This is a genomic window from Devosia sp. J20-27, assembly GCF_055808595.1.
In genome coordinates this window covers 2,807,837-2,827,705 of sequence record NZ_CM147875.1, presented here as the reverse complement: position 1 = coordinate 2,827,705, position 19,869 = coordinate 2,807,837, and the positions used below count along the sequence as shown (strand labels likewise).

The following is a 19,869-nucleotide window of genomic DNA, read 5'->3' as shown; positions in this document are numbered from 1 at the left end:
TCGCGAAGAAAGGCCCCTTATGACCGAAGCTGCTCTAGCACCAAAAGATGTCGTTTTGACAGACCGTGCCGCCCGCCGCATCGCCAAGGTGCTGGCCAAGCAAGGCGCCGGCACCGTGCTGCGCATCCAGGTTTCTGGTGGTGGCTGCTCGGGCTTCCAGTACGAATACAAGCTGGTCAAGGAAACCCCTGCCGCCGATGATCTGGTGCTGTCCAAGGATGAGGCGACGGTGCTGATCGATGCCCTGAGTTCTGGAATTCATGGGCGGCTCGGAGATCGATTATGTCGACGACCTGATCGGCCAGTCCTTCGAAATCCGCAATCCCAATGCGGTCGCCGGCTGTGGCTGCGGCACCAGCTTTGCCGTCGCGTCCTGATCGATCGATTCACAAGTCTTATTGAGTTTCAAGGCATTGCGCTCTAGCCTCGACTGCAACGAGGGGGAGCTTCATGGGTCTCAAGGAACGTGTAGACGCAGCAATCGACGCTGCGCTGGTCAATCGCATCGTCGGCTGCGTCATTCTGGTCAACAAGGATGGCAAAGAGGTCTACGCCCGTACGGCCGGCCTTGCCGACCGCGATACGAACCGCAAACTCGAGCGTGACGCTATCTGGCGCCTGGCCTCGGTAACCAAGCCCATCGTCGCCACCGCGGCGCTCCGGATGATGGAAGAGGGACTGCTCAAGCTCGACGATCCGGTCACCGAGTACCTGCCCTATTTCACGCCGGCGAGCCCGGACGGTACCGTCCGGCCCATCACGCTTCGCCAGCTCTTCAGCCACTCCTCCGGCCTCTCCTACGATACCGTGCCGGCCGACGTGTCGCCGGGCATGTCGGGCCCCTTCATCTCTCTGGAAGAAAATCTGCGCCGTCTGGCCAAGGCGCCTCTCCTCTTTGCTCCCGGCACCGGCTGGGCCTATGGCACCAGCATCGACGTCCTCGGCGGCGTTGTCGCCGCGATCAACGGATCGACGCTTGAGGCAGCCGTGCAGAAATATGTCGCCGGCCCACTGGGCATGGTCGATTGGCGCTTCACCCCGACCGATGCCACCCGCGTCACCGCGAACTACGCCAACGGCAATCCGCCCGCCGCTCCGGTCGTCCCGCCGGCCCGCATTACCGAGGACAATCTGCAGGGCACCAATTTCCACGTCGATCGCATCTTCCGCGCCGACGCCCCGCAGTCGGGCGGCGGTGGCTCCTGCGGCACCGCCGACGACGTCATGAAGATGCTGGAAGTCTACAACGGCAACAGCAACTTCCTGAAGCCTGCCACCGTTGCCGAAGCCTTCACCAACCAGATCGGCGATCTGCCGCGCCGCGACAGCGACGCCGGCAAGCGTTTCACCCTCATCGGCGCCATGATCGACGATCCGGCAGCGGCGAGAAGCCCCTGCCCCGTGGGCACGCTCGACTGGGGCGGCGCCTGGGGCCACAACTGGATCATCGACCCCACCAATCGCCTCACCGTCCTCGTCTGCACCAATACCGCGCCGGAAGGCTGCAACGGCCCCTTCCGCGAAGATATCCGTGATGCGGTCTATGGCTGATATTGCTGCATGGCGCTGCCCCGGCTAGGGTCGGCACCATGCGCATTGCCACCTGGAACATCAACGGAATCAAGGCCCGACTCGGGCTGTTGCTCAACTGGCTCAAGCAGGAAGACCCGGACATCGTCTGCCTGCAGGAGATCAAGTCGATCGACGAGGGATTCCCGCGCGCCGAAATCGAGGCGCTTGGCTACAATGTCGAGACCTTTGGCCAGAAGAGCTGGAACGGCGTCGCCATCCTCTCCAAAATCCGCTTCGACGAAGTCACCCGTGGTCTGCCCGGGGACGACACCGATGAACAGTCCCGCCTGATCGAGGGCGTCTTCTCGGTCGAGGGCGGCGCCATTCGCGTCTGCTGCATCTATCTGCCCAACGGCAATCCGGTCGACAGCGAGAAGTTTCCCTACAAGTTGCGCTGGATGGACCGCCTGATCGCCTTCGTCGAGGAGCGATTGAAGCTCGAGGAACCCTTCATCCTGCTGGGCGACTTCAACATCATACCCGCCGCTATCGACGCCAAGAATGCCGAGAACTGGTGGGGCGATGCTCTCTACCGTCCAGAAAGCCTGGCTAAATGGCGGGCGCTGACCAATCTTGGCCTCACCGATGGCGTGCGTGCCGTCACCGACGAGCCCAGCTATACGTTCTGGGACTTCCAGGCCGGTGCCTGGCGCCGTGATGCCGGCATCCGCATCGATCACCTGCTGCTCTCGCCGCAGGCCGCCGACCGCCTCGAGGATGTCACCGTGCACCGCGACGTCCGCGGCCTCGACAGCCCGAGCGACCATGTCCCGGTCGAAGGCGAATTCACCTTCTAGCTAGATCAGCTGGAACTCGCCGCTGTGCTTCCAGCGCAGCCAGGCTTCGACACTGCGCCGGTGGTTCGGCACCATCTCCGGCAAAGCCCGAGGATCGCACCATTGGTAACCGATGGATTCCCCGTCGAGCGGCACCGGCGTACCCGCGAAATGTCGCGTCGTGAACATCAGCGAGAAATTCTGGGTGACATCGCCGTTCGGGAACGTTGTCGTTTCGCTCCTGGGGTCGCTGGCAAAGCCGAACGGCGTTACCGCATGCAGCACAAGGCCACACTCCTCGGCGACTTCCCGGACGATCGTGTCTTCAAGTGCCTCGCCAACCTCGGCGGCGCCACCGGGCAGCGCCCAGATGCGGAAGTCGGCGCGGTGATCGAGCAGAATCGTACCGTCATCGCGCTCGATGACCACGCGCGTACCCGGCATCAGCACCAGCCGGCTGCCGATCAGCTGGCGCATCTGCCCCAGCCAGCTTTCCGAGAAATCGGTCATGCGCCCAGGACTACCCGGACCAGGCGTCTCAAAGGCCGCCAAACCTCGGACCGAGTGTGTCGGCCAGCTCGATGCCCTTGGTGCGCTGCTCCGGCGTGGCGACCGACATCGCATTTTGCAGCAGTTCGTTGACCCATGCTTCGTCAATCGTCCCGGCGACGCGGCGGCTGGCCACGGTGAGCCACATCAGGCCCTCTTCCGGGTTGGCGGCGACGCCTTCGCCATTAAAGACCATGTCGCCCAGCCGTGCCTGCGCCTGCGCCTGGCCCTTGCGGGCGGCCATGGTCAGCCAGCGATAGGAGAGCTTCGGGATATCGCCGAGGGCCTGGTCATCGGTATAGAGTTCGCCCAGCAGATACTGTGCATCGGCATTGCCGAAATAGGTGGCCGCGTGCTGCACGCGCCGCTCGTATTCCGTGCGGTTGGGCTTGAGCCCGGCCTCCGGCAGGCCGTCGCGATAATACTCGCCGACCTTGACGAAGGACTGCGCCACAATGTCGGAATCGACGCCCTTGGGTGCCGCATCGGCATGTTCGGCGGCAATCTTGTTGAAGTAGCCGAAGGCCCGGACCCTGTCCTGCTGCACGCCCTCGCCGTTCTCGTACATCAGGCCAAGCTGCCAGAGCGCCGTCGGCTGGCCCTGCGCGGCCGCCTCTTCCAGCACCGACATCAGATCGGAGCTGGAGATGCCACCACCGGCACCATCGAGAATATTGGCCATGTTCAGTGCGGCGTCGACCGCCGTCTGGGCAGGGGCGGCCGCATTCACGATCGCCTCCTGCGCCGCGAGCGGCTGGGCCGCGATCGCCCAAGCGATCGCCAGCCCCGCCGCGACGGAGTTCAGGGTGATGGCCCTAAATGTCCGCATACTGCTCCTTTTCGCCCTTGGCGCCGGGATTGGTCAGCGCGCCGTAACGCGCTGCCCCTACCAGCTGGGCATATTTCCAGATTGCGCCCGAGCCATATTCGGTCTCGCGCGGCGCCCAGCGCGTCTTGCGCTTGGCAAATTCTTCTTCGGTGACGTTGACCGAGATCTCTCCGGTCGTGGCATCCAGCGTTATGATATCGCCGTCCTCGACCAGCGCGATCGGCCCGCATACGGCAGCCTCCGGCCCGACATGGCCGATGCAGAAGCCGCGCGTTGCACCCGAGAACCGGCCATCGGTGATGAGCGCGACCTTGTCGCCCATGCCCTGGCCGTAGATCGCCGCCGTCGTCGACAGCATCTCGCGCATACCCGGACCACCTTTGGGGCCCTCGTAGCGGATGACAAGCACTTCGCCTTCCTTGTACTCACGCTTGTTGACGACCTCGAAGCAGGCTTCCTCGTTGTCGAAGACGCGCGCCGGACCGACAAAGCGCAGGTTCTTGAGGCCCGCCACCTTCACGATGGCGCCATCTGGCGCGAGATTGCCACGCAGCGACACCACGCCGCCCGTCGGCGATATCGGGTTCGAGGTCGGACGGATGACGTCCTGGTTCTCGTTCCACTTCACCTTCTCGAGGTTTTCGGCAATCGTCTTGCCGGTCACCGTCATGCAGTCGCCGTGCAGATAGCCGCCATCCAGCAGCGCCTTCATCACCAGCGGAATGCCGCCGGCTTCGAACATGTCCTTGGCGACATACTTCCCGCCCGGCTTCAGGTCGCCGATATAGGGCGTCTTCTTGAAGATCTCGCCGACGTCGAAGAGATCGAAATCGATACCGGCCTCGTGCGCCATGGCAGGCAGATGCAGCGCCGCATTGGTCGAGCCGCCGGTCGCGGCCACAACCATCGCCGCATTCTCGAATGCCCGACGGGTGACGATGTCGCGCGGCCGCAGGTTCTGCTTGAGCAGTTCCATGACCTGTTCGCCCGAAGCCGAGCAGAACGCGTCGCGGATTTCGTAGGGCGCCGGAGCCCCACAGCTGTAGGGCAGCGCCAGGCCGATCGCCTCGGCGACCATTGCCATGGTATTGGCCGTGTACTGGCCACCGCAGGATCCGGCCGACGGACAGGCGACGCGCTCGAGCTCGTCGAGCGTCTCGTCATCCATCTTTCCCACGGAATGCAGGCCGACAGCCTCGAACAGGTCCTGCACCACCACGTCGCGGCCGCGGAAGCGGCCAGGCAGGATGGAACCGCCATAGATGAACACCGACGGCACATTGAGGCGGATCATCGCCATCATCATGCCCGGCAGCGACTTGTCGCAACCAGCCATGGCCACCAGCGCATCATAGGAGTGGCCGCGCATCGTCAGTTCGACTGAGTCGGCAATGACGTCGCGCGATGCCAGCGAAGACTTCATGCCGGCATGGCCCATGGCGATGCCGTCGGTGACGGTGATCGTGGTGAATTCGCGCGGCGTGCCACGCGCTGCGGCAACGCCCTTCTTGACGGCCTGCGCCTGGCGCTGCAGCGAGATGTTGCAGGGCGCCGCCTCGTTCCAGGCCGTCGCCACGCCGACCAGCGGCTGGTGAATTTGTACGTCGGTGAGACCCATTGCATAAAGATACGAGCGGTGCGGCGCGCGCTCCGGCCCTTCGGTCACATGGCGGCTCGGAAGCCGCGACTTGTCGACGTAATTGCTATCCATATTCCCGTTCCCCTTGCCGGATCGCGCTATCTATGACGCTCAGATGAGAAGCGTTCTTATTGTCGGCGCACCGGTCAAGGCACAAGGGCAGAGAGCACAGTTTTCGTTCGGCAGCCGGCCATTTGACCCACTGTCTGCTGAACTCTCCCGCCCGATGACACCCGTCCTCGTCCCCGTTTCAGGTGAGATTGTGGCGATGGTCGTCAGCAAATGGTTGATCCCGGGCAAGGCAAGCCGGATTCAATGGCGGTGTGGCAAAAACAACACGAGCATGTGATCGGCGAGGCTAGAGCCACTTCCGCCGTCGCATCCACAGCACCAGTCCGACGGCCAGACCGACAAGGCCCGCTGTCACTAGCCAGAAGCCCCATGGGCCCTCCTGGAACGGAATGCCGGACACGTTCATCCCCAGGATGCCGCTGATCACCGTCAAGGGCATGAACACCACCGTGACGGCTGCCAGCACCAGCATGGTGTGGTTCATCTGCTCGGCGCGGGTGTCGAGAATCTGCTCGTGCACCAGCACGGCGCGCTCGGAGAGGCTTTGCAACTCGTCACCCAGCCGGGCCGTGCGTGCCGAGGCCTCCCGCAGTCGCGCCCGGTCGCGCGTGGAGAGGAAGGAAAGCTCTTCGATTTCAAGTGTATTGAGCACGTCGCGCTGCGGCGATACGAGACGCCTCAACTGAATCAGGGTGCGCCGCAGCCGGGCCAGCCGCCCGCCCACATTCTCCCGCCTGCCGATCATCAGCACTTCCTCGACGCTGTCGAGATTGTCGCCCATGCGTTCGATCAGCGGTTCGAGGCGATCGGCCGCCCGCAGCGCCAGCCGGGCCACCAGGTCCGCCGGCGATTGCGGCGCATGATGCGTTTGTTGCCACTGGCTCAGTCCGAGCAGGTCGATGATGTTGAGCTCGGATGCGACGATCACCCTGCCCTTTTCGATCATCAGGCTGAGCAACTGCCGGCCGACATCTTCCGGTTCGGCGCCGGGCCGCGCCACCCGCAGCACCACCATGGCGCGGTCGTCGAGCACCGTGCAGCGCGTCCGCGTACTCGGCACGATCAGCAGTTCGGCATTGAAGTCGCCGATCTCCTTGCGCAGCCAGACCTTGAATTCTGGGGCGCGCAGATTGCCCGCTACCAGTGCATAGCCACGCGCCGGCACCGTGAAATCAGCCTCTTCGGTCTCCGACAGCTCCCGCACTCCGCCCCGGCCGTCGAACACGACCACGGTCATCCAGTCCGTCACCGGCGGACGCGCGTTGCTCGCCGGCTGGGTGGCCATGGCCTAGCTCAGGCGCTTGAGGGCGGCGCCCAGCCGCTCCTGCCGGTCGACCGCGTCCTGCCGGCGCTGCCGCTGCTCTTCGATAACCTCGGCCGGGGCCTTGGCGACGAATTGCTCGTTGCCCAGCTTGCGGTCGATCTTTTCGATCTCGCTGGCTTCCTTGCCGATTTCCTTGGTGAGCCGGGCCTGCTCAGCCGAAATGTCGATGACCCCCGCCAGCGGCAGGGCGAAGGTCGCCTCGCCGACGATAATCTGCGCCGATCCCTTGGGCGCATCGGTGCCGTAGTCGACGCTGTCGAGCCGGGCGAGCCGCATCAGCGTCTGCAACTGGCTTTCGACGCGCGTACCGGTATCGGCGCCGGCCCCGATGATCATCAGCGGAATCTTCGCGCCTGCCGGCACGTTCATCTCGGTGCGCACCGACCGGATGGCCGAAACGACTTCGATCAGCCAGCTGAGTTCGGCGTCGGCCGCCGCATCCTCGAACCCGCCGACCGGCCAGTCCGAGACGATCAGCAGGTTTTCGCGCGCCGGGCCGATCTTGCCGGTCTCGGCCCACAGCTCCTCGGTGACGAACGGCATGAACGGATGCAGCAGCTTGAGGATATCGTCGAGCACATGGGCCGCGGTCGCCTGCGTTTCGGCCTTCGCCGCCTCGTCCTCACCCTGCAGCACCGGCTTGGCCAGTTCCAGGTACCAGTCGCAGAACGTGCCCCAGACAAAGTCATAGGCCGCATTGGCCGCTTCGTTGAACTTGTAGTCCTCGAGCTGGCGGGTCACTGCCGCCACCGCGCGCGATGTCGAGCCGACGATCCAGCGGTTGACCGGCAGCTGGGCAGCTCTCGGGTCAAATCCGGCGACGCGCTGGCAGGCATTCATTTCCATGAAGCGCGCGGCATTCCAGAGCTTGGTGACGAAGTTGCGGTAACCCTCGACCCGGGTGATCGCCAGCCGCATGTCGCGACCCTGTGCCGCCATGGCCGCCAGCGTGAAGCGCGTCGCGTCGGCGCCGTAGTCGTCGATCAGCACCAGCGGGTCGATGACGTTGCCCTTGGTCTTGCTCATCTTCTGCCCGCTCTCGTCACGAACGAGCGCATGCATGTAGACCGTATGGAACGGCTCGGTGCCGGTGAACTCCAGTCCCATCATCATCATCCGGGCCACCCAGAAGAAGATGATGTCGAAGCCGGTGACCAGCACGTCGGTGGGGTAGTATTTCTTTAGCTCCGGCGTATCGCCAGGCCAGCCCATGGTCGAGAACGGCCACAGCGCCGACGAGAACCAGGTGTCGAGCACGTCTTCGTCGCGATGCAGGGGCACCTTGCTGTCGCGCAGCTCGGCAAACGGGTCGTTCTGCTTGAGCTGCGCCCACTTGGCGGCATCCAGACGGTCGCGCTGCGCCGCTTCAAAGCCGACAAAGAGCTGCTGGTAAGCGGTGGAGGTCAGCCCGCTGTCGTGGATTTCCACGGCCTTGCCATAGTAGGCGCGTGCCAGATCCTTGACCTCGTCCTCGCTCGCCGCGACGAAGCATTTGGGACCGGCATCGAGCTTGCCGAAATCGGGGTCGGTATTGACCCGCGGGCCGTACCACGCCGGAATCTGGTGGCCCCACCACAGCTGGCGCGAAATGCACCACGGCTTGATGTTCTCCATCCAGGCAAAGAACGTATTCTCGTAGGCCTTCGGCACGAACTTGGTGCGGCCCTCGCGCACCGATGCCAGCGCGGGCTCGGCCAGCACTTCGGCCTTCACGAACCATTGGTCGGTCAGATACGGCTCGATGACGATCTGTTTGCTCTTCTCGTCATAGGGCACCATGATCTTTTTTTCTTCGACCCAGACCAGCACGCCCATGGCGTCGAGATCGGCAACGATCCGGTCGCGCGCCTCGAAGCGGTCGAGCCCGCGGTATTCCTTGGGCGCAATGCCGTTGATCCGACCATTCGTGGTCAGGATGTTGATCGGCTTGAGGTGATGGCGCACCCCCACCTCGAAGTCGTTGAAGTCATGTGCCGGTGTGATCTTGACCGCGCCCGACCCCAACTCGGGATCGGCATACTCATCCCCCACGATGGGGATGCGCCGGCCCACCAGCGGCAGGATGACATATTTCCCGATCAGGCCCTTGTAGCGCTCGTCATCCGGGTGCACGGCAACCGCCGCGTCGCCGAGCATCGTCTCGGGTCGCGTCGTGGCCACCACGATGCTTTCGTCGGACCCTTCGATCGGGTATTTCAGGTGCCACATCTTGCCGTCGGTCTCGATGTTCTCGACCTCGAGGTCCGAGATGGCCGTCTCGAGCCCTGGATGCCAGTTCACCAGCCGCTTGGCGCGATAGATCAGGCCCTTCTCGTAGAGCGTGATGAACACCTTGCGCACGGCCTCGCTGAGGCCCTCATCCATGGTGAAGCGTTCGCGCGACCAGTCGGCCGAGGCGCCGAGACGCTTGAGCTGGTTGAGGATGGTGCCGCCGCTTTCGGCCTTCCATTCCCACACCCGACGCAGGAATTCCTCACGTCCCATTTCGCGTCGGCTGGGGAGTTGCTGCTCCATCAGCTTGCGTTCGACGATCATCTGCGTGGCGATGCCGGCATGGTCCGTGCCCGGCTGCCACAGCACATCCTTGCCGCGCATGCGCTCGAAGCGGATCAGGATGTCCTGGATCGTATTGTTGAGCGCGTGCCCGACGTGCAGCGAACCGGTCACATTAGGCGGTGGAATGACGATCGAAAACGTCTCCGCCCCCGGCTTGGCGCCTGCACCGGCGACGAACGCCTTGGCGTCCTGCCAGCTCTGGTAGATGCGATCTTCCACCGCGGCGGGTTCGTAGGTTTTCTCGAGCATGATCTGTCCAGCAGCAATGGCCCGTCGCGCGACACCCTGCGGTGCCGGTCGGGCCTTCCAGAATTCGGTAATGGTCTAAAGCAAAGGCGCAGACCCAAAGTCAACGGCCACGTCGCGGCCAGCGCCTACTCTCCGCCGCGCGAGATCCGGGAGATTTCGCGCTCGACCATGCGTTCGACGACCGACGGCAGGTTCTCGTCGAGCCATTCCTTGAGCATTGGCCGCAGCATTTCGCGCATCATCGCCTCGAGCGTGACGCCCGAACCGATCATCGACATGCCATTGAGACGCGAAAGCGTGCTCTTGACGGCCGACTGCGTCGTCGTATCGAGCAACTCGTCTGCCATGTCGCTCGACAGCGTCGGATCCGGCATGGGCGCGGCCTGTGCGGCCGTGGGCTGCGGTCTGGGAGCCGGGCGTGCTGCGGCCTGCGGTGGCGGCATCTCCGGCTCCGGCACCGCGACCTCAGCAGGCGCTTCCGGCTCGTCATCCATCCCGACAGAGAACATCGCCATCGGATCCTCTTCGCGTTCCGGCTCCGGCTCGCTCTCGAACGACACGTCATCCGGATCGATCAGCTCGGCGCGACCCATGGCAGGCGTGTCAGCCGCCTCGGCCGCAGCGCCACCCATGATCTGGTCGAAGCTGAGTGCGCCCGGCGCCTCCTCCTCGTCGTCCTCGGTCACGATCTGCTCAGCCGAGAGCGCCAGCGGTTCGGGATCGGGCTCCGGCTCGACGGCAACTGGCGGACGGGGCGTCAGCGCGGGGCGGACCGGCGGCGACGGCGCCACCAGTGGAGACGTCCCCAGGCCGGCTGGCTTCTTCGGCGTCCCGGCCGCATCGTCATCGGCAATAATCTGCCGAATGGACGACAAGATTTCGTCCATCGAGGGCTCTTTGGGCGCCGGCTTGTTCATAAAGGCCTCACATCTTCTGCCGCGACGGTCAAGGCTGCGATCACCTTGCAGGGCTAAACAGCTGATTCGTCAGTGATCACTGTAAGCCGAGACGGCCGCCATTGCGAACCGGTCGCCTGCCCTCAAAGCCCTCTTCCCCAGAACTTTGTGGCCTCATCGGCCCGTGAGGCCTGCCGGACACGCAAAAGGCGCCGGCCTTGGCCAGCGCCTCGTCACAATTGCGTAACCGTCAGCTTACTCGTCGATGGCGCGCAGTTCCTGCCAGACGTCCTCGACGGTGGCGATATAGCCGTCAGCCGATTTGACTTCGACATTGAGGCCAAGCTCGCCGGGCGTCAGACGGCCGGCGGCCGCCACCAGCGCGAATGACGCGATGACCTTGCTCGTCGTCGCCGAAATCAGGCCCTCGCGCGCCGAGGTCAGTTCGGCCTGGGCGTTCAGCACGTCCAGCGTCGTTCTCTGCCCGACATCGCGCTCCTGCACGGTCCCTTCGACCACCAGCTGCCCCGAGGCCACGGCCGAATTGGCCGACTCGATCTGGGCGGTGGCGTTCTGCAGCGTGCTCCACGACGAAATCACTGCTTCCCGCACCTGGTCGCGGGCCGACAGCGCATCCACTTCGCTCTTGATCTGGTTGATGTTGGCCTTGCGGACGGTCGCCCCGAGATTGCCGCCATGGTAGATCGGCACCGACAGCGAAAGCCCGACGCTGCCTGTAAAGCCGCCCTGCAGCGGATCGGCAGCAAAGCAGCCATAGCCGCAGACCGAAGCCGACAGCCCCAGCGACGGGCCGAACGCGGCCTGTGCCGCGTCGGTGCTGGCCTGTGCCGCGCGGATGGCCGCACGCGCCGACAGAATGGCCGGATGGTTCTCGTCCGCCGACATCGTCGCGTCTTCGATCGACTTGGGCAGCACGCCGCCGAACTTGAAATCAGTGGAGAGGTTTCTGGGCTTGTGACCGATCCAGCGCTCGTAGCTGGCCTCGCTGGTCTGCAGTGACGCCTGCGCAGACTTGTAGGATGCCAGTGCGGCAGCAAGCCGCGTCTGCGCCTGCGACACGTCGATCTTGGTGCCCTCGCCCAGCCGCAGCCGGTTGTCGGAACTGTCCACCTGCGCCTGGAAGAACGCCACGTTGTCCTGCCGCAACTGCACCAGCCGCTGGTCGCGGACCACGTTCATGTAGGCCTGCACGGCCGACAGCAGCACGTTCTGGACTTCGTTGCTCAGCGTATACTTGGACACCTCGGTCAACGCCCGGGCGCCTTCGATATTCGCTTCTGTCTTGAAGTTGTCGAAGAGGTTCTGCGAGTAGCCCAGGCTGAGCTTCAGCGCCGGATCCGACACTATCGATGTGCCCTTGGTGACTGCAATCGACGTGCCCAGGGTGGAATTGAAATCCAGCCGCGGCAGCTTGGCCGATTTGGCCTGAGCGATACTCTCGGCCGAAGCCTTCACGCTCAGCAGCGCCGACATGATGTTGGGATTGTTCGAATAAGCGGACTCGAGGGCCTGCCTCAATGTCTCGGCCTGAGCCGTCAACGGCACCGCAGCCAGGACCAACGCCAGTGCGCTAGCGCGCAACGCCCCCGAAAACTTCATAGTCACAACCTCCGACCCACGGACCCTAAGCCGGGCAAATGGGGTTAACAATATGAATGGACAAGGCGTGCGACGTTTTCATGTACAAATTCGGCGCCACCGTGATTGCACCGCAACACTCGCAGTGCTGCAGTCAGTTACGGACAGTCAGAATACAAACGCCTCGGTCTTTTCCGTCGCCGCCACCAGCGGCGGCAGGCTGGCATTGAACTCGGCGCGGGAATTGACGCTGTCACCGCTCTTGACGAAGAGATGCGCGACCGCTGCCGGGCCACGCCGGATCAGCGCCGCCAGGCGTCCGCCGTCGGCCAGCAGGTTGAACAGCGATGGCGGCACATCGTCGACGGCGCCTTCCAGGATGATGACGTCGAAGTTCCGGCTCCCCGGTGCCAGCGCGTCGAAATGGCCGACGACGATCTCGGCATTATCGACATTGGCGTCCGCCAGCGTCTTCCGGGCCTGCGCGGCGAGGGTTTCATCGCTCTCGACGCCCACCACTTCGTGCGCCAGTTCGGCCAGCACGGCGACCGAGTAACCCGTCCCCACGCCCACGTCGAGCACGGCATCGGTCGCCTGGATGTCGGCCAGTTGCACCAGCTTGGCAAATGGCGCGGGAGCCGGCAGCGCGCGGCCGTGTCCAAGCTCATGCGCCTCGTCGATATAGGCGAGCGCCTGCCGGTCGGCAGGGACGTAAGCCTCGCGCGGCACCGTCAGCATGGCAGTCAGCACGCGCCGGTCGGTGACGTTGCTGGTCCGCAACTGGTTGTCCACCATGGCTTTGCGCGCACGTTCGAAGTCGACCATTCTCTACCACCCCTGGCACTCATTTGTTGCTCGTCCCTTACGCCCGCTACGCCCCTCGTTCAAGCCACTGCGACCTGCCAGCTGCCTCCGCTTGCCAACGTTACCAACATTTAATGGAGCCCTGGATCGAACTTTATCCGGCTGCGTTTCCTTTCCTGGCGGAAAGAAACGACAACAAGGACGCTTCCAATGAAAAACCTCTTTGTATCGGCCTGCACCGCAGCAGTGCTCGCCCTTGCCGTAAGCGCGCTGCCCGCGCAGGCGGCATCCTGGAACAATACGGCTCAGATCCAGAATGCCCAGTTCAGCTTCAGCTTTGGCACCGGCAACAGCTACGACCGCGGCCGCGACCACTTCCAGCGTCGCGGGAACTCGTACTACTACAACGGCCACCGCGGCTATCGCGACCGCCGGCCCGGCTTCCGGTTCTACAACGGCTTCTGGTTCCCGCAGGCCGCCTTCTCCTTCAGCTTTGGCACGCGCGGGGATCGTGGCTACCACTCGTCCTCGTCGCATGTCCGCTGGTGCGAGGACCACTACCGCTCCTACCGGGCTTCGGACAACACCTTCCAGCCCTACAACGGGCCGCGCCGGGAGTGTGTTTCACCCTACTGGCGTTGATCTCTGGACTGGCGACCCAGGCGAGACAGGCAGGGCCCCGCGTATTGTGGGGCCCTGCTTTTTTTGCGGCGGGTTCCACGGCAGTAAGCTTGCAGAAACACTTCATCTGCCATAAGACCCCCCGTCGTTGAGGCCACGTGGCGGAGTGGTTACGCAGCGGATTGCAAATCCGTGTATTCCGGTTCGATTCCGGACGTGGCCTCCAACTTCTTCCATATCGATGCAGGGATCATGGACCAGCACAGCGCCAACACCAGTCGGGTGGATGCGTTGCAGCCAGTGTTCGCCGGGGTCCTTGCCGCGCTCGTCGGCTATGCCAGCAGCTTTGCCCTGCTGCTCGCCGGCTTTGCGGCCATCGGCGCCAGTCCGGCGCAGGCTGCCTCCGGCCTCTTCGCCCTGTCGCTTGCCGCGGCCCTGCTCAACATCGTCATTGCGTGGCGCGCCCGCACACCGCTGAGCTTTGCCTGGTCGACGCCCGGCGCGGCGTTTCTGTTGTCGCTTGGCGCCCTCGACGGCGGCTTTGGCGTCGCCACGGGCGGCTTCCTGATGGCCGCGGTGCTGGTCATCCTCGCCGGCATCTGGAAACCCTTCGCCCGGGCCGTGTCCGCCATCCCGTCCAGCATCGCCAATGCCATGCTGGCCGGCATTCTGCTCACCCTCTGTCTCGCCCCGTTGAAGGCCGTCGAGGCCGAGCCGGCCCTGGCTTTGCCCATCGTCCTCGCCTGGGCGCTCGGCGTTGTCTTTTTCCGCCGCTACGCCGTGCCCTTCGCCGTGCTCGTGACCATCATCGTTCTGGCGCTGACCACCAATCTGCCGCCCGGCGCCCTCGACAGCGGCATGCCCGGCCTCGAACTGGTGCCGCCTGTGTTCACCGTCGATGGCTTTGTCCGCATTGCCGTGCCGCTGTTTGTCATCACCATGGCCTCGCAGAACCTGCCGGGCATCGCGGTCATGAAGGCCAACGGCTATCCCGTCGTGCCTGCGCCGCTCTTCGTCATAACCGGTCTCGCCAGTGCCGTGACGGCGCTGTTCGGCGGCCATGCCGTCAACCTGGCGGCCATTACCGCCGCCATTACCGCCGGTCCCGAAGCCCATGCCGATCCCGCCCGCCGCTGGGTCGCCCCCGTGGCGGCGGGCGTCGTCTACCTCGTCCTCGGCCTGCTGGCCGGTGTCGCCGCCGCCTTCATTTCGGCTTCGCCACCCATTCTGATCCAGGCGGTCGCCGGACTCGCTTTGCTCTCCAGCCTCAGCGGCGCACTCGGCAATGCGCTGGCCAGCGAGGACGATCGCCTGCCGGCGATCCTGACCTTCGTCACGGCCGCCTCGGGCATCACCATCCTCGGCGTCGGCGCCGCCTTCTGGGGCCTCGTTGCCGGCATTGCCCTTCTGCTGCTGCTCCGCTGGAAATCGAGACAATGAGCGGCACGGTCGCCGTCATCCTGGCTGGCGGCCGTGGCGAGCGCATGGGCGGCGTCATCAAGGCCAACCTGCTGGTCGGCGACATCCCTCTGCTGCACCGCGTCGCCGCCGTCCTTGAGGGTGCCGACACCAAATTGCTGTCACACGGTCCCGCTGTGCCGACCGGTCTCGTTCCATTGCCCGGCCAGATCGCGCTGGCCGACCTCGACTCGACCTATGGCGGACCGTTGGCTGGCCTCGCTGCTGCCGTGGCTTGGGCCGCGGCGCAGCAAAGTCCACCCGATCAGCTGATTCTGGCCGCCGTGGATACGCCCTTCCTGCCGCCCGACTACCTGCAGCGCCTCCGCGCCGGCCTTGGCGCCGCCCCGGCCGCCATCGCCACCCATGCCGGTCAGCCCTACCCCACCAGCTCGGTCTGGCGATTCGACGCCGTGGCCACCCTTCCCGCCGCCGTGCGCGCCGGCACCGCCCCGCACAGCCTCAAGCGCCTGGCGCACAGCCTTGGCGCAGGCGAGGTCCCCTTCCCGCCCCATGCCGGCGGCGATCCGTTCGCCAATGCCAATACTCCGGACGACCTCTTCGCCCTGCAGCGCCGCGCCCGCGACACCTGAGAAACCAACAAGCTGCGGTCTCGGACAAATTCGGGCTTGGCAAACCAAACTCAACCCGCTAAACGGGCGCTGCCTCGTCGAGAGGCTATCGTGTTCCGCGATAGCTCAGTTGGTAGAGCAAGCGGCTGTTAACCGCTGGGTCGTAGGTTCGAGTCCTACTCGCGGAGCCATTCATTTTCCCAGAGAAATGAGTTGGCGCACCACCCTTCACGGGGTGCATATGGCCATGCTTGGTCTATGCTCCGGAAAGCACCAGCTTTCGGCTGACGGGGAACTGTAGCGTTGCAGGCATCTGCCGAAGAACCAGAGATGACGGCGAACGGTGGCGCACCGATCCGCCGCCAGGCCGTGGTCGTCGTCCATGGCCAGGGCGCACATCGCCCGATGGGCGCCATCCGCGACTTCGTCGAGGTGCTGTGGCGACACAATCCCGAACTGGGGCCGCTAGAGGAGATTGCCGGCGAAGGCCGCGACGCCTGGATTGTCCCCGACGACAAGGGCGGCCTGTTCGAGTTGCAACGCTTCACCACGCCCGAACATCGTGGCCGCCGCACCGATTTCTTCGAACTCTACTACGCCGACCTGCTCAACGACTCACCCTGGCGCAATCTGATCCGCTGGATGCGCCGCCTGCTCTGGATCGACCCCGCCGAGGTCCCCGCGCGCATGCGCTGGCCGTGGACGCTGTTCTGGGTCATGTCGCTGGTGGTCATTCTGCTGTCCCTGATGCTGGCGCTGGCTGTGCCATCACTGCTGAACGGCGACTGGTACGGGCCATTGGCGGAACGCCGGGCCCTGCCCTGGATCTCGACAGCCATGCTGGCGCTCCTCGTCCTGCTGCTGCCGAAATTTTCGCGGCGCCTCGCCGTACTGGGACGTGTTCCAGCACCGCTGAGCCTCGCGATCACCGCCGCTGCGGTGATCGGCATTTACTCCGAGAACCCGGCGGCCTGGGCCGCCATCGCCATCCTGATCCTCTTTTACCTCGCGACGCACTTCCTGCTGCCGTTCTTTGGTGACGCTGCCAGCTATCTCAGCGCGCATACCGAGACGGTGCAAAGCCGTCAGGTGGTGCGCAACCGCGGCCTGCAACTGCTGCAGGCCCTGCATGACGATCCCAAATATGACCGCGTCGTGGTCATCGGGCACTCGCTTGGATCTGTGCTGGCCTATGACCTGCTGCATATCCTGTGGCGCACCGTCGGCCCGACCAAGGACAATCCGCCTTCCCCAGCCGCTGCCGATGCCCTGCAGGCCGTCGACCGCTTTGCTGCGGACCAGACGCCGGGCGCGTGGACGGCCGAGAGCGTCGCCACCTATCAGGCCATGCAATGGCAGGCTTTCAACGCGCTCCGCCAGCAAGCTGCCCGCTCCGCAACGGATGATCGTCCCGCAACCCCAGCCGGCTGGAAGGTCAGCGACTTCGTGGCGCTCGGTTCGCCGCTCTCGAGCGCCCAGTTCCTGCTGACCGAAAGCGAAGCCGACTTCGATCGCATGAAGAAGCAGCGGGTCCTGCCCACCGCCCCGCCCCAGCCCTACAATGACCGGCACCTCGCCATCTACACTGACGAGACCGGACACCGGGTCGCCCATCATGCCGCGGTGTTCAGCGCCGTCCGCTGGACCAACATCTACGACGATTTCGATCCGCTGCTGTTCCTGTTTGGGGACCCGATCGGCGGTCCGGTATCCGGCGTCGAGCGATTTGGCGACGCCATCCTCGACCGGCAGGTCGAGATCCGGCACGGCCCCTTCAACTCGCGCTTTTTCACCCACAGCCTCTACTGGGCTGAAACCAGCGACGCCTGGGACCGCCCCGCTGACCACATTACGGCCCTCCGGGCCGCTGCCGGCATGTACCGTCAATAGCCACTTTGTGAGCGGGACCGGGCTTGTGCCCCGCCAGACTTCCTGTATCCAGAGCCACGCAGGACGACCTGCCCCACCTCTGGGCAACATGCGGGACGGCCCGATTTCCATCAGGAGATCAGCATGTCCTGGATCTATCTTGTCGTTGCCGGCCTACTCGAAATTGTCTGGGCCTTTGCCATGAAGCAGTCGCACGGCTTCTCTCGCCTGCTGCCCAGCGTCGTCACCCTTGTCGCCATGATCGGCAGCTTTGGACTGCTCTCCATCGCCATGCGGACCCTGCCACTGGGAACCGCCTATACCATCTGGACCGGTATCGGCGCCGTCGGGGCGTTCATCGTCGGGATCGCCGTGCTCGGCGAGCCGGCCAGCCTCACACGCATCCTTGCGGCCGTGCTGATCGTGGCCGGCCTTGTGCTGATGCAGGTGTCGTCAGCGACCTGAAGCGCCCGGCGATGGCTTGCGCGCCGCCGGCCGCTTCCGGGCCGGCTTCTTTTCCGGAGCGGCCGGACCGTTGGAGGCTGGCTCCGGCACGGCCGGCACCTCTGACAGCTCCGGGGGCTCTGACGTCTCCGCGACAATGTCGTCCGGCAGATCGTCGGCCGGCGGCTGCGGCGGGGCACTGTCCGGCGGGAGATTGGGCATGTCGCCAAGTTCGGTCTGCGCCGCGTTCCGCGCCTGTTGCGCCGCACGCCACGCCCGGTAGCGCACCCGCACCCACCAGAGGCCCTTGCGCACATTGCCGATTTCATCGGCATAGGCAGTCGACAGCGCGTCACGATAGGACGCGTAGTCGCCCAGCCGGAACTGTTCCAGCCGGTGCATCAGCGACACCCAGGCCGGCGAGATCAGCAGCGTAATCGCCGTCACCGCAATCGACAGGCGATAGATGTCGCTGCCCATCGCCCCGGCCGCCAGCCCGGCCGCCGCCAGCACGAACGAGAATTCGCCGATCTGGGCCATGGAGAGGCCGCCGATCAGCGCCGTCTCGCGGTCGAACCCGGCGCCGCGCAGCAGCAGCACGTTGAGCACCGTCTTGGCGATGATCACCAGCACCGCCGAAGCGGCCACCATCGCCAGGTTTGCCCAGACGAAGTCGAGGTCGATCAAGAGGCCGATGGAGAGGAAGAACACCACAATCAGCACGCTCTGGATTGGCTCGATCACCGGAATGACCCGGTTGCGCAGCGTCGAATTGCCGATCACCAGCCCGACCACGAACGCCCCATAGGCCGGTGACAACCCCAGCACGCCGGAAATCGCTGCCGCTCCGAAACACAGCGCCAGCGCACTTAGGGCCAGCAACTCGACATCGTCGCCGATCTGCTTGTCGAACGGCACCTTGACCTTGGTGGTGCGTCCCAGCCACCAGAGCAGCATCACCAGCAGCCCCACGGCCACGGCGATCTTGAGCACCAGTTGAACGGGGTCGAGCGTCCCCCCGTCGCCCAGCGACGACACCAGGATCAGCATCGGCACCACCGCGATATCCTGCGCGATCAGCACGCCCACCGCGATCCGGCCCGGCGTGCGCCGCAAGGCACCCATCTCGTCGAGCATTTTCATGGCCACCACGGTGCTCGACAGCGCCAGGATGAACCCGAGCACCACGCCTTCCGCCAGGGTCGATCCGGTCGCCAGCATGATGAGCGCCGCAATCATCATGGCCGCGACGAGCTGCCCGGCTGCCACCGTCAGCGCCGGTCGCAGCGTGGCCACGAAGGCCTTCAGCGACAGCTCCGTGCCGATAAAGAACAGCAGCACCAGCACGCCCATCTCGGCGAGGGCCGACACGCCCTCGCTGTCGCCGATCAGCCCGACGCCCGTGGGGCCGAGGATCACGCCGGCCAGGATATAGCCAACCAGAGGCGGCTGTTTCAGGTGCCGCAGCCCCAGGCCTGCCAGAACCGCGATCACGATAATTGCCGCCACCTGAACCAGCGGAAATGCAGCATGCACGCCGTCCATCAGTGCCGAAGCCCGAAAAGCCGAGTTGAGGCGGTGCGCCGGCTATGACGGCAGACAGATGACTTCGGCGGCTGCGTGACTGATCTCAAGCTGCGGTTTCCTCGGAATCGCTTGGTCGGGCTAGGCTCTCGAGCAACGTTAGCCTCCCCGATGCCGATTGTCATTGTAGAGCCGCCTCGCCACAACTTCCCCGCATTGCGCTCCGAAACATCAAGCCATGACTGACGCCCATACCGACCCCATCGTCCTCGAGCTTGGTCCTGACCAGGTGCGCCGCGTGCGCAAGCCGCCGCGCAACCTGTTTCGCTTCTACCTGCTGCCCGTCAGTGTGGCCGGCCTGCTGGTCACCCTGCTCGCCTATGGCTGGCCCTTGCCGGTTGCCGGCTGCGCCCTGCTCGTCGGCATCGCCATTGGTGTGCTGATCAAGGACAAGCTGTAGCGGCCTGCCCTCCCGCCGCTGCAGCTCTATACTCCGACACCTGCAGTCACCTGCAG

Annotated in this window: 18 protein-coding genes, 2 tRNA genes and 1 pseudogene; 12 read left to right on the top strand and 9 right to left on the bottom strand. The window is 64.8% G+C overall.

Annotated elements, in window-relative coordinates; translation table 11 throughout:
* Positions 1 to 19 precede the first annotated feature (19 nt).
* The 3 genes and pseudogenes from AC0L4C_RS14010 (at position 20) to xth (ending at position 2,369) form a co-directional block, all read left to right on the top strand.
* Positions 20 to 377: pseudogene (locus AC0L4C_RS14010) on the top strand (HesB/IscA family protein).
* Between the two features lie 73 nt (positions 378 to 450).
* On the top strand, positions 451 to 1,551 hold the full coding sequence (locus AC0L4C_RS14005) for a serine hydrolase domain-containing protein (RefSeq protein ID WP_473400268.1): 1,101 nt from the start codon (positions 451 to 453) through the stop codon (positions 1,549 to 1,551).
* A 38-nt stretch (positions 1,552 to 1,589) separates the two neighbouring features.
* A complete protein-coding gene (gene xth / locus AC0L4C_RS14000) occupies positions 1,590 to 2,369 on the top strand; it encodes an exodeoxyribonuclease III (RefSeq protein WP_473400267.1) in 780 nt (259 codons plus the stop codon).
* Here the strand turns inward: xth and AC0L4C_RS13995 are convergent, their stop codons facing one another.
* From AC0L4C_RS13995 to ilvD, 3 genes are read right to left on the bottom strand one after another with little or no spacing between them, the layout of a single operon-like run.
* Complete coding sequence (locus AC0L4C_RS13995) at positions 2,370 to 2,858, bottom strand: NUDIX domain-containing protein (protein WP_473400266.1); 489 nt, start codon at positions 2,856 to 2,858, stop codon at positions 2,370 to 2,372.
* A gap of 28 nt (positions 2,859 to 2,886) precedes the next feature.
* Positions 2,887 to 3,726, bottom strand: a complete 840-nt coding sequence (locus tag AC0L4C_RS13990) for a tetratricopeptide repeat protein (protein ID WP_473400264.1) — start codon at positions 3,724 to 3,726, stop codon at positions 2,887 to 2,889.
* Positions 3,713 to 5,437 carry a dihydroxy-acid dehydratase gene (ilvD, locus tag AC0L4C_RS13985; RefSeq protein WP_473400263.1) on the bottom strand — a complete coding sequence of 575 codons (1,725 nt, stop codon included), beginning with the start codon at positions 5,435 to 5,437 and terminating at the stop codon, positions 3,713 to 3,715. Before ilvD ends, AC0L4C_RS13990 begins: the two co-directional genes overlap by 14 nt.
* A gap of 43 nt (positions 5,438 to 5,480) precedes the next feature.
* Between ilvD and AC0L4C_RS13980 the strand changes: the two genes are divergently transcribed.
* Positions 5,481 to 5,714 (top strand): hypothetical protein, encoded by a 234-nt coding sequence (locus AC0L4C_RS13980; protein WP_473400261.1) that lies wholly within the window; start codon positions 5,481 to 5,483, stop codon positions 5,712 to 5,714.
* A 9-nt stretch (positions 5,715 to 5,723) separates the two neighbouring features.
* On the opposite strand, the gene AC0L4C_RS13975 is transcribed toward AC0L4C_RS13980, so the two are convergent.
* The 5 genes from AC0L4C_RS13975 to AC0L4C_RS13955 form a co-directional block, all read right to left on the bottom strand.
* The gene (locus AC0L4C_RS13975) at positions 5,724 to 6,722 is read right to left on the bottom strand and encodes a CorA family divalent cation transporter (RefSeq protein ID WP_473400260.1); all 999 of its coding nucleotides are present in this window, start codon (positions 6,720 to 6,722) and stop codon (positions 5,724 to 5,726) included.
* Positions 6,723 to 6,725: 3 nt separating this feature from the next.
* Positions 6,726 to 9,566: a valine--tRNA ligase gene (locus AC0L4C_RS13970; RefSeq protein ID WP_473400259.1), complete on the bottom strand. Its 2,841-nt coding sequence runs from the start codon at positions 9,564 to 9,566 to the stop codon at positions 6,726 to 6,728.
* 125 nt (positions 9,567 to 9,691) lie between these two features.
* Positions 9,692 to 10,453, bottom strand: a complete 762-nt coding sequence (locus AC0L4C_RS13965) for a PopZ family protein (RefSeq protein WP_473400258.1) — start codon at positions 10,451 to 10,453, stop codon at positions 9,692 to 9,694.
* Between the two features lie 264 nt (positions 10,454 to 10,717).
* Positions 10,718 to 12,082: a TolC family outer membrane protein gene (locus tag AC0L4C_RS13960; protein ID WP_473400257.1), complete on the bottom strand. Its 1,365-nt coding sequence runs from the start codon at positions 12,080 to 12,082 to the stop codon at positions 10,718 to 10,720.
* A gap of 147 nt (positions 12,083 to 12,229) precedes the next feature.
* Positions 12,230 to 12,886, bottom strand: a complete 657-nt coding sequence (locus tag AC0L4C_RS13955) for a protein-L-isoaspartate O-methyltransferase family protein (protein ID WP_473400255.1) — start codon at positions 12,884 to 12,886, stop codon at positions 12,230 to 12,232.
* A gap of 189 nt (positions 12,887 to 13,075) precedes the next feature.
* Between AC0L4C_RS13955 and AC0L4C_RS13950 the strand changes: the two genes are divergently transcribed.
* The 7 genes from AC0L4C_RS13950 (at position 13,076) to sugE (ending at position 17,850) form a co-directional block, all read left to right on the top strand.
* Positions 13,076 to 13,507 carry a BA14K family protein gene (locus AC0L4C_RS13950; protein ID WP_473400253.1) on the top strand — a complete coding sequence of 144 codons (432 nt, stop codon included), beginning with the start codon at positions 13,076 to 13,078 and terminating at the stop codon, positions 13,505 to 13,507.
* Between the two features lie 131 nt (positions 13,508 to 13,638).
* Positions 13,639 to 13,712 (top strand) — tRNA-Cys (locus AC0L4C_RS13945).
* Positions 13,679 to 14,926 carry a benzoate/H(+) symporter BenE family transporter gene (locus tag AC0L4C_RS13940; RefSeq protein ID WP_473400252.1) on the top strand — a complete coding sequence of 416 codons (1,248 nt, stop codon included), beginning with the start codon at positions 13,679 to 13,681 and terminating at the stop codon, positions 14,924 to 14,926. The genes AC0L4C_RS13945 and AC0L4C_RS13940 overlap by 34 nt, the downstream gene beginning before the upstream one ends.
* Entirely contained in the window at positions 14,923 to 15,537 is a 615-nt protein-coding gene (gene mobA, locus AC0L4C_RS13935) for a molybdenum cofactor guanylyltransferase (protein ID WP_473400251.1), read from the top strand. Before AC0L4C_RS13940 ends, mobA begins: the two co-directional genes overlap by 4 nt.
* 94 nt (positions 15,538 to 15,631) lie before the next feature.
* A tRNA-Asn gene (locus AC0L4C_RS13930) sits at positions 15,632 to 15,707 on the top strand.
* 139 nt (positions 15,708 to 15,846) lie between these two features.
* Complete coding sequence (locus tag AC0L4C_RS13925; protein WP_473400250.1) at positions 15,847 to 17,406, top strand: hypothetical protein; 1,560 nt, start codon at positions 15,847 to 15,849, stop codon at positions 17,404 to 17,406.
* Between the two features lie 123 nt (positions 17,407 to 17,529).
* Positions 17,530 to 17,850 carry a quaternary ammonium compound efflux SMR transporter SugE gene (gene sugE, locus AC0L4C_RS13920; protein WP_473400249.1) on the top strand — a complete coding sequence of 107 codons (321 nt, stop codon included), beginning with the start codon at positions 17,530 to 17,532 and terminating at the stop codon, positions 17,848 to 17,850.
* Here sugE and AC0L4C_RS13915 read toward each other — a convergent pair.
* Positions 17,839 to 19,374, bottom strand: coding sequence for a cation:proton antiporter domain-containing protein (locus AC0L4C_RS13915; protein WP_473400248.1), 1,536 nt, complete (start codon positions 19,372 to 19,374; stop codon positions 17,839 to 17,841). The genes sugE and AC0L4C_RS13915 overlap by 12 nt on opposite strands.
* Positions 19,375 to 19,591: 217 nt before the next feature.
* On the opposite strand from AC0L4C_RS13915, the gene AC0L4C_RS13910 reads away from it, so the two are divergent.
* Positions 19,592 to 19,813, top strand: a complete 222-nt coding sequence (locus AC0L4C_RS13910; RefSeq protein WP_473400247.1) for a hypothetical protein — start codon at positions 19,592 to 19,594, stop codon at positions 19,811 to 19,813.
* Positions 19,814 to 19,869 lie beyond the last annotated feature (56 nt).